This window comes from Streptomyces sp. NPDC006283 (genome assembly GCF_040613325.1).
Classification (GTDB): Bacteria; Actinomycetota; Actinomycetes; order Streptomycetales; family Streptomycetaceae; genus Streptomyces.
In genome coordinates, this window is record NZ_JBEXRZ010000267.1 from 1 (window position 1) to 9,058 (window position 9,058).

The 9,058-nt window shown below is 72.6% G+C and carries 8 protein-coding genes and 1 pseudogene; 7 read left to right on the top strand and 2 right to left on the bottom strand.

Annotation, left to right across the window (positions count from 1 at the left end; all coding sequences use genetic code 11):
- Nucleotides 1-82 precede the first annotated feature (82 nt).
- Nucleotides 83-1,102 (bottom strand): NADP-dependent oxidoreductase, encoded by a 1,020-nt coding sequence (locus ABZ070_RS32985; protein ID WP_356639329.1) that lies wholly within the window; start codon nt 1,100-1,102, stop codon nt 83-85.
- 89 nt (nt 1,103-1,191) lie between these two features.
- Between ABZ070_RS32985 and ABZ070_RS32990 the strand changes: the two genes are divergently transcribed.
- Nucleotides 1,192-1,650, top strand: a complete 459-nt coding sequence (locus tag ABZ070_RS32990; RefSeq protein WP_356639331.1) for a MarR family transcriptional regulator — start codon at nt 1,192-1,194, stop codon at nt 1,648-1,650.
- A 70-nt stretch (nt 1,651-1,720) separates the two neighbouring features.
- Here ABZ070_RS32990 and ABZ070_RS32995 read toward each other — a convergent pair whose 3' ends face one another.
- Nucleotides 1,721-2,464, bottom strand: a complete 744-nt coding sequence (locus ABZ070_RS32995) for a hypothetical protein (RefSeq protein WP_356639333.1) — start codon at nt 2,462-2,464, stop codon at nt 1,721-1,723.
- A 131-nt stretch (nt 2,465-2,595) separates the two neighbouring features.
- On the opposite strand from ABZ070_RS32995, the gene ABZ070_RS33000 reads away from it, so the two are divergent.
- From ABZ070_RS33000 to ABZ070_RS33025, 6 genes and pseudogenes are all read left to right on the top strand, one after another.
- A complete protein-coding gene (locus tag ABZ070_RS33000) occupies nt 2,596-3,156 on the top strand; it encodes a hypothetical protein (RefSeq protein WP_356639335.1) in 561 nt (186 codons plus the stop codon).
- Between the two features lie 118 nt (nt 3,157-3,274).
- A complete protein-coding gene (locus ABZ070_RS33005) occupies nt 3,275-4,321 on the top strand; it encodes a rod shape-determining protein (protein ID WP_356639337.1) in 1,047 nt (348 codons plus the stop codon).
- A 97-nt stretch (nt 4,322-4,418) separates the two neighbouring features.
- A complete protein-coding gene (locus ABZ070_RS33010; RefSeq protein WP_356639343.1) occupies nt 4,419-5,843 on the top strand; it encodes a GAF domain-containing protein in 1,425 nt (474 codons plus the stop codon).
- An 87-nt stretch (nt 5,844-5,930) separates the two neighbouring features.
- Nucleotides 5,931-6,566, top strand: a complete 636-nt coding sequence (locus ABZ070_RS33015; protein ID WP_356639339.1) for a LysE family transporter — start codon at nt 5,931-5,933, stop codon at nt 6,564-6,566.
- A gap of 273 nt (nt 6,567-6,839) precedes the next feature.
- The gene (locus ABZ070_RS33020) at nt 6,840-8,285 is read left to right on the top strand and encodes an acyl-CoA synthetase (protein ID WP_356639341.1); all 1,446 of its coding nucleotides are present in this window, start codon (nt 6,840-6,842) and stop codon (nt 8,283-8,285) included.
- Nucleotides 8,278-8,919, top strand: a pseudogene (locus ABZ070_RS33025) (carboxyl transferase domain-containing protein); the annotation flags it as partial. The gene ABZ070_RS33020 and the pseudogene ABZ070_RS33025, both read left to right, overlap by 8 nt.
- Nucleotides 8,920-9,058: the final 139 nt, after the last annotated feature.

Genomic DNA, 9,058 nt, shown 5'->3' on the forward strand with positions numbered 1-9,058 from the left:
GTCCGGGACTGGCTCCACATCGACGACCATGTTCAGGGCATCGAGCTGGTCCGCACCAAGGGCCTGATCCAAACGAAAGACCCTAGCGGGCCAGGGAGACGATCATCTTTCCGGTGTTCTCGCCGCGGAGAAGCCCGGCAAAGGCCTCGTACCCGTTTTCGATGCCCTCGACGACGGTCTCGTTGTACTTGAGCTCGCCGGAGGCGATCCAACCGGCCACGTCCTGCACGAACTGCGGCTGGAGCGCGGCGTGGTCGCTCACCAGCATGCCCTGCAGGCGCAGCCGCTTGCCGATGACGAGAGCGAGGTTGCGCGGGCCGGGGGTCGGTTCCGTGTTGTTGTACTGCGCGATCATCCCGCAGATGGTCGCGCGGCCGCCCACGTTGAACGACGAGATGGCGGCCTCGAGGTGATCACCGCCGACGTTGTCGAAGTAGACGTCGATGCCGTCGGGAGCGGCTTCCCTCAGCTGGTCGGCGACCGGGCCGTTCTTGTAGTTGAACGCCGCGTCGAAGCCGTACTCCTCGACGAGGAGCTTGACCTTCTCGTCCGAGCCGGCCGAGCCGATGACGCGCGAGGCGCCCTTGATGCGGGCCATCTGGCCGACCTGGCTGCCGACGGCGCCCGCGGCGCCGGAGACGAAGACGGTGTCGCCCTCCTTGAAGGACGCGACATCGAAGAGCCCGGCGTAGGCGGTGAGGCCCGTCATGCCCAGCACGCCGAGGTACGCGGAAAGCGGGGCGAGGGCGGCGTCGACCTTCGTCGCGTGCTGGGCGGGCACGCTGGCGTACTCCCGCCAGCCGAGGCCGTGCAGCACATGGTCGCCGACCGCGAAGCCCTCGGCGTTCGACGCGATGACCTCACCGACCGCGCCGCCGTCCATGGGGCGGTCGAGCTGGAAGGGCGGGGTGTACGACTTCACGTCGTTCATCCGGCCACGCATGTACGGATCGACGGAGAAGTGCACGTTGCGCACGAGGACGCGGCCCTCCTCCGGCTCTGCGACCGGTGCCTCTCGCAGCGCGAAGTCCTCTGCCTTGGGCCAGCCGTGCGGGCGGGCGACAAGGTGCCATTCACGGCCGGACGCGGGAAGTGCGGACATGCTGCGTGCCTCCTAGAAAAGCTTCATTACCTGAAACAACCATGCGCCTGGATATTTCATGTTGTCAAGTAAATCGCTATCCTGATGCCATGGCCACCCAGCGAACAGACCCTGTGACCCTCGAGGTCGTCGAGCTCATCGGCGCCGTCGTGTCCCGCTACCACGCGGAATACGAGCAGGCCGCCGCCGAGCACACCCTCACCGGGGCACAGGCCCGCGTCCTGGCGCTGCTGTCCATGGAGAGCACGCCGATGCGCCGCATAGCGCAGAAGCTGAAGTGTGAGCCGTCGAACGTCACGGGGATCGTGGACCGCCTGGAGGCACGCGGCCTGGTCGAGCGCCGCCCGGACCCGGGCGACCGCAGGGTGAAGCTGGCAGCGGCCACACAGGAGGGCCGCGACACGGCCCGCAGGCTGCGGGAGTCGCTGGACTTCGCACGCGAGCCGCTGGCGCAGCTGACCGCGGCGGAGCGCACGGTGCTGCGGGATCTGCTCCAGCGGATGCTGGGTGAGGACGCAGCCGCCCGGACGGCCGCGGACGCGCCTTAGAAGACGCGCGCCTCAGGCGCCTGTCGCGCCTCGGGTGACCCGCCCCTGAGCCGCCAAGCGTGCCAGAGCCCTAGATGCACCAGAACAGCCAGCGTTCGCACGTCTCCGTCGGCGTCGGCTCCGGAGGCGGCGGCGGGTTCTCCTGATTCGGCGGATCGTCGCCGCCCGGGTCCGTGGGCGGCTCGCCGGTGCTGCTGGGGCTCGATTCGCCCGGCGGGTCGTCCGGGGACGACGCGGACGGGGAGCCGTCCTCGGCCGGCTCCGAGTCCGACGGCTTCGCGCCGTCGCCCTCCCCGTCGCCGTCAGCAGCTTCGCCGCCCGAGCCCTCACCCTTGCCCGCGCCGGACCTTCCGGGACGCGGGGAGCCGGACTTCGTGACTGCCGGCTCCTTCACCTGGTCCGGCACGTCGTTCGACTCTTCGGAGGCCGTCGGCTCCGGGGTCTTCGACTCGACGACCGGCTCTTCGCGCACGGCCGTCGCCGCGCCGTCGTCGCCCGAGTCTTCGATGGCCAGCTCGGCCAGGCTCAGCGCCCCCGCCGCCAGCACCAGCCCCAGCGTTCCGAGCAGCACTTTGCGGCCGCGCCGCTTGCGGGCACGGCGTCCCGCAGGCTTGCGCCGCTGCGGCGCGGCCTGTCGGCGCGAACGGCGCGGCCCGGGGCTGCGCACGGGCTCGGGCTCCACGTCCAGTTCGTAGACGTGGTCCGGCTCGGGAGCGCTGGGGCTGTGGTGACGGAGCTCCTCGACCGGTGTTCCACACCCGGCACAGGCCAGGGCGCCGTTGAGGTGCCGTCCGCACGGGTGGCAATAATCCATGGCGCCCGCAGGCTATTCGCCCGCAGGGTGCTTACGGTGGGCCGCCCTGTGTAGATCCTGTGTGGAAAGACGCCTTCCGCGGCGAGCCGACTCGCCACGGTTGACGCATGCCGGCGGGCAGGATGTCGGCCATGAACCCTGACGCCCGCTTCGGCCCGCTCGACTTCCAACTGGTGCTTCTGCGGCGGATGGCCGACTTCCAGCCGGACCTCGTCGAGGACGCCCGCCGTCGGCTGGGCGCCTCGCTCACGCAGATGCGCGAGGCCAACCGGCGGTGGCAGGCGATGGTGCGTTCCCCGAGGTCACGGGGCGCTCTGGCGCGCTACCGCTCGGTCCTCGGCGAGCCCGCCTCCGTGCAGCGGCGGCGGATCGGCGACCTGGAATGCGACGCGCACCTGTGGCCGACGCCGCTCTGGCCCGACCTGCGCTTCGAGGTGCTCGCCGCGGACAACGGCGCGGTGTGGAACGAGTGGCTGGTACGCGCTCCGGGCATGGCCGGCCCCGACCTGCGCACACTGGACGACCTGGCTCCGTGGTCGTGCACCGTGGACGAGGTCGCGAAGGCGTTCCCGCCCGCCCGTCCGATGGAGGGCTCGGCGCCGACCCGATGGCGGCTGGCGTTCACCCTGCCCGGCGGTGAGACGCGCGTCGCGGAATTCACCTGGGGCCTGCTGCAACGCCTCACGGACTGATCTGGCGGCCCGTCAGGTCGGGTGTCCCCCGGCACCCCCCGACCGGCGCATCCCAGCGCGCGCCCGGCCCGCGGTGATCGCACGATGCGAACAAGTACCGCACTCGGGAGGACCCGCCGTGACCGTCAGCCTTGAGCAGTTGCGCCGTTGCCATGTAGCCGTCGACCTCGGAGCCGCCAGAACGCGTGTCTTCGTGAAGGGCATCGGACTCGTCGTCGACGAACCGAGCGTCGCCGCCGTGAACACCCGCACGGGAGCGCTGATCGCGGTCGGCTCCCTCGCCGAGAAGATGACCGGCCGCACACCCGACTACATCCGTGTCGCCCGCCCTGTCTCCGGCGGCACCGTCGTCGACATCGACATGGCCCAGCGAATGCTCCGCCACCTGCTCGGCGAAAAGCTCCGGCGCCAGCTGCGCCGCAAGCCCCGGCTGCGCGCCGCCGCCAGCACACCGCACGACAGCGACCCGCTCGCCCAGCGCGCCACCGTGGAAACCCTGGTCGGTCTCGGCGCCCGCAGGGTCGAACTGGTCGACACCCTGATCGCGGCCGCCGTCGGCTGCGGCCTCCCCGTGGAGGAGCCCAGCGGCGCCATGATCATGGTGTGCGGCGCCGCGACCACGCAGATCGCCGTCCTGTCCATGGGGTCGATCGTCACCGCCACCCGCATCCCCATCGGCGGCAACGCCATCGACAACGCGGTGATCCAGCACCTGCGCCACCAGCACGAGCTGATGCTGCCCAGTCAGTCCGTGCGCCCGCTCCAGATCACCCTGCACGGCAACGGCCTCACCCAGCAGGGCCCGTCGGTGACGGAGATCCACGGCCGGGACGTCGCCACCGGCCTCGCCCGTTCCGTCCGTGTCGACACCGCCGCCGTCCGGCAGGCGATCCACACACCACTCACCTCGGTGCTCGACGGCATCGGCCGGGTGCTGCGGGACTGCCCGCCCGACCTCGTCGCCGACCTCGTCGACCGCGGCATCACGATGGTCGGCGGCAGCGCTCTGCTTCCCGGCTTCGACCAGATGCTGCGGGAGGCGACCGGAATGACCGTCACCATCGCGGAGCGGCCCGACACATGCACCGTGCAGGGCCTCGGCGCCATGCTCGAGGGCCGGATCCAGCCCCTGGAACTCGACCCGGTGACCGAAGAACTGGACTGAGCGGCCGGGGAGGGCCGAAGCGGTGAACGCCGACGCCGGCCGGGACACGGCCGGACCCGGGAACGGGACTGCCCGGGTCGCGGCGCTTCTCGAGGCGGTGATCGGCGTCGGCACCGACCTCGATCTGCACGCCACCCTCCAGCGCATCGTCGACACCGCCGCCGGACTGACCGGCGCCCGGTACGCCGCGCTCGGAGTGATCGAGCCCGAACGCGGCGATGTCGGCGAGCTGTTCACAGCCGGATCGGACGCCACGGAGGAGCCGGTGTCCGACGGCGCCGAGGAGGCGGCCGCGGCCGGCGTTCGGCTCGAGGAGCGGCAGCGGCTGAGAGTCCCGATCAGGGTCGAGTCCGAGGAGTTCGGGGATCTGCACCTGGCCGGTAAGTACGGCGGCCCGTTCACCGCCGAGGATCTGGCGCTGCTGCAGGTGCTCGCCTCCCATGCGGGCATCGCCATCGGCAACGCCCGGCTGTACGAGACGGCGCGTCAGCGCGAGCGCTGGATCGAGGGGGCCGCAGCCGTCACCAACGCGCTGCTCACCGGCCAAAGCGCCGACGACGCCCTGATGACCGTCGCTGAGCAGGCCCGGATCCTCGCCGGGGCGTGTGCCGGGATGGTGCTCCATCCCACCGAGGACAACGGCATGGAGATCGTCGCGGCCTCCGCCCCGGACGACCCGGGGGACATCGTCGGCACCATCATCCAGCCCGGATCGCCGATTCTCGTTCAACTTCTGGGCGGCCAGCCGGTGTTCGTCGACGACTCGGCCACCGACCCGCGGATGACGACCCATGTGCGCAGCCGTTTCGGGCCGAGCATGCTGCTGCCGTTGCAGAGCGGCGGTCGGCTGATCGGCACGCTGGCCCTGCCACGGCGTCGGGGCGGCCGCCCGTACACGGCACCGGAGCGGCTGCTGGCGACGCAGTTCGCCTCGCAGGCCGCACTGGCGCTCGTCCTCGCGGACGCGCAGCACGACCGCGAGCAGCTCGCCGTCTACGAGGACCGGGACCGGATCGCCCGGGATCTGCACGACCTGGTCGTCCAGCGGCTGTTCGCCACCGAGATGCTGCTGGAGTCGACACGCCGTCGAGCCGGGACGGGCGCACCGGACGAGCTGCTGGGCCGGGCCGTCGACGAGCTCGACTCGACCATCCAGGAGGTACGCACCACGATCTTCACCCTCCAGCAGCCGCCGGCCGACGCGCCGACGACGTTCAGGGGCCGGGTGCTGCACGAGACCCGGGGCGCGGCGGTGCCGCTCGGCTTCTCCCCGTCGGTGCACTTCAGCGGGGCCGTCGACTCGCTGATGCGCGAGCCGGTGGGCGGCGGGCTGCTGACCGCCCTGCGCGGCGCGCTGGCCGCAGCCCATCAAAGGCGCGAGGTCTCCTCGATCACCGTGCACGTCGACGCGACGGTACGGCTGCCGGACGGCCGCCGGGGCGTACGGCTCACGGTCACGGACGACGGCCTGTCCGACGACGGGGAGCGCGGCACGACCCTGACCTGGCACCGGGCGCTGTAGGGCGACGGGAAACGGGCGCGCGGACAGGGCGGGCATCGCCGGTAAATGAGTCGCGCGGTGCGGCGCGAGGGCCGACAGTGGTGCGCCATGAGCGAGCTGTGGACGACGGCGACCGCCGGTGCGGTGGCCGGACTGGGTGTGGCCATGCCGATCGGCGCGATCGGGGTGCTGCTGGTCCAGCAGGGCATGCGCGACCGACGAGGAGCGGTGGCCGCGGCGTCCGCCGTCGCGGTCGTCGACATGGCGTACGCGGCGGTGGCCACGGTCCTCGGCCCCCTGATCGCATCCGCGCTGTCCGGTGTGGAGGCGTGGGTGCGTCTCGCCTCGGCGCTCGTCCTCGTGGCCATCGCGGCACACGGTCTGCTGTCCTCGCGCACCAAGGCGCACCCCGCCGAGGAAGACCCCGCCGCGACCGCCGGCGCCGTTGGCGGACCGGTCCGGGTCTTCACGCGCTTCGCCGCTCTGACCCTCATCAACCCCACGACCGCCCTCTACTTCGCGGCGCTCACCACCGCGCAGGGCGCCGCCCTCCACACAGGCGCCGCCGGAGCCGTCTTCGTCGGCGGGGTGTTCGTGGCCTCGCTGGTGTGGCAGCAGCTGCTGGTCGCGGCCGGCGGTTTCGCCGGTGCCCGGATCTCCGACCGGGCGCGCGCCTGGACGTTCCGCGTCGGATACGGCCTCGTCGCGGTCTACGCGGTGAAGATCGCGCTGCCGCTCCCGTAGATCCCGTGCCCGGCCCGGGGCCCGTGAGCGGGGCGGCCGCCGCGACGAACGTCGCTCCGCGCGGTCCGCAGCGCGGAGGACTCGTTTTCGATCGGCTTCATACCGGCGTCCGACCCGGCCCTGGCAGGCTGTGTGTACGCGTACGGGCGGATGCGCACCGTCCGGCCGACGGCCTGACGCGGGCGGACGCCGCCTCCCGGCAGCACGTCGGCGTGCGCCGAAGGCGGGAGCGCGACAATGACGCCTCCGCATGTGACACGAGGAGGACCAGGCATGAGTCCGCTCTTTCCGGCGTTGGATGCCGCGACCCCCGGCTCCGGCCGCATCGCCCTCCGGTTCGGGCAACGCTCCTTGACGTACGGGCAGCTGAACGGCGCGGCCGGCGCCCTCGCGGCACGGATCGCGGAGGCCGGGAGGGTCGCCCTGTGGGCAGCTCCGACGCTCGAGACGGCGGTGGGCACGGTGGCAGCGCTGCTGGCCGGCGTACCGGTCGTGCCGCTCAACCCGAAGACCGGCGAGCGGGAGCTGGCGCACATCCTCGCCGACAGCGCCCCGTCCCTGGTGCTCGCCGGACCGGAGGACGAGCTGCCTTCGCGGCTGCGCTCGCTGGAGCGCGTCGACATCCCCGTCACGGGCCCGGCGGGCACCCTGCCGCCGGAGGCGGGGGCCGGCTCAGCCGCGATGATCGTCTACACCTCGGGCACGACAGGCCCGCCCAAGGGCGCGGTGCTGCCGCGCCGCGCGATCGCCGTCACGCTGGACGCGCTGCAGGACGCCTGGCAGTGGAGCGCCGACGACGTCCTGGTGCACGCGCTGCCCCTGTTCCATGTGCACGGGCTCATCCTCGGGATCCTCGGCCCGCTGCGCCGCGGCGGCGAGGTGCGGCACCTGGGACGTTTCACACCGGAGGGCGTGACGAGGGAGCTGAGCTCCGGCGGCACGATGCTCTTCGGCGTGCCCACGATGTACCACCGGCTGGCCGAAGCGCTGCCCGACGACGCGGAGTTGACGAAGGCGCTGGCCGGAGCGCGGCTGCTGGTGTCGGGCTCCGCCGCCCTGCCGCTGCCCGACCACGCGCGCATCACCGCGGCGACCGGCCGCCGGGTCGTCGAGCGGTACGGGATGACGGAGACCCTGATGAACACCAGCGTCCGCGTGGACGGTGAGGCCCGGCCGGGCACCGTCGGAGTGCCTCTGCGCGGAGTGGAGCTGCGGCTCGTCGAGGAGGACGGCACGGAGATCACAGCGCAGGACGGCGAGACGATCGGCGAGATCCAGGTACGCGGCGACAACCTGTTCACGGAGTACCTGAACCGCCCCGACGCGACGGCCGCGGCCTTCGACGGGGACTGGTTCCGCACGGGGGACATGGCCGTGCGCGAGGCGGACGGCCATGTGCGCATCGTCGGCAGGAAGGCCACCGACCTGATCAAGAGCGGCGGCTACAAGATCGGGGCTGGTGAGATCGAGAACGTGCTGCTGGACCATCCGGCCGTGCGCGAGGCCGCGGTGACCGGCGAGCCCGACGCCGACCTCGGGGAACGGGTCGTCGCCTGGATCGTGGCCGCGGACCCGCAGTCCCCGCCGACCGGGGAGGAGCTGACGGACCATGTCGCCGCCCAGCTCGCGCCGCACAAGCGGCCGCGGACGGTGCGGTTCCTGGACCTCCTGCCGCGCAACGACATGGGCAAGATCATGAAGCGGGCGCTCCATGCCTGAGCGCCTGTCCGCCCGCGAGGCGGTCGCCCTGGTCTGCGACGGGTTCACGGAACAGGAGCTCGCCGAGCTGCCGGCCACCGGGGACGGTCCGCTCGACTGGGAGGGCTACGGCGCCCAGCGGGCCCGCGCGTCACGGCGGACGGGCTCCGCGGAGTCCGTGGTCTACGGCACTGCCCTGCTCGGCCGCACCGAATGCGTGCTGATCTCCTTCGAGTTCGGCTTCCTGGGCGGTTCGCTGAGCGGGCGGGCCGGGGACCGGCTGGAGGCCGCGTACACCCTGGCCCGTGAGCGCCGGCTGCCACTCGTCTCACTGATCGCGACGGGCGGCAGCCGGATGCAGGAGGGGATGGTCGCGCTGACACAGCTGCAGCGGGTCGCCCGGGCGTCCGCGCTGCTGCGTGAGGCGCGGCTCGCGCACATCGCCGTGCTCCGCGACCCGACGACGGGCGGCGGCTGGGCCACCCTCGGGGCGGGTGCGGACGTCATCCTGGCCCTGCCCGGCGCCCAGGTCGGCTTCGCGGGCTCCCGCGTGCGCCCTGCGGACGCGGACCCGTCGGCGTACACGGCAGAGGGCCAGCTCGCGTCGGGCCACATCGACGCGGTCGTACGCCCGGAGGCGTTGCGCGACACCCTGGCCTTCTGGGCGGGTGCACTCGCACCCGGCGCGGCGGCCCGGGAGGCATCGTCCTCGCGGCGGCCGGCCTCGGGCTGCTGGTCTGGGGCCTGGCCACGGACCCGGCAGAACTGCTGAAGCGCAAGACGTACACGACCCG

Bases quoted from the DNA above. Each gene is read 5' to 3' on its own strand.
- ABZ070_RS32990 (WP_356639331.1), top strand. From the start codon at position 1,192: ATGGCCACCCAGCGAACAGACCCTGTGACCCTCGAGGTCGTCGAGCTC.
- ABZ070_RS33000 (WP_356639335.1), top strand. From the start codon at position 2,596: ATGAACCCTGACGCCCGCTTCGGCCCGCTCGACTTCCAACTGGTGCTT.
- ABZ070_RS33020 (WP_356639341.1), top strand. From the start codon at position 6,840: ATGAGTCCGCTCTTTCCGGCGTTGGATGCCGCGACCCCCGGCTCCGGC.
- ABZ070_RS32995 (WP_356639333.1), bottom strand. From the start codon at position 2,464: ATGGATTATTGCCACCCGTGCGGACGGCACCTCAACGGCGCCCTGGCC.
- ABZ070_RS32985 (WP_356639329.1), bottom strand. From the start codon at position 1,102: ATGTCCGCACTTCCCGCGTCCGGCCGTGAATGGCACCTTGTCGCCCGC.
- ABZ070_RS33015 (WP_356639339.1), top strand. From the start codon at position 5,931: ATGAGCGAGCTGTGGACGACGGCGACCGCCGGTGCGGTGGCCGGACTG.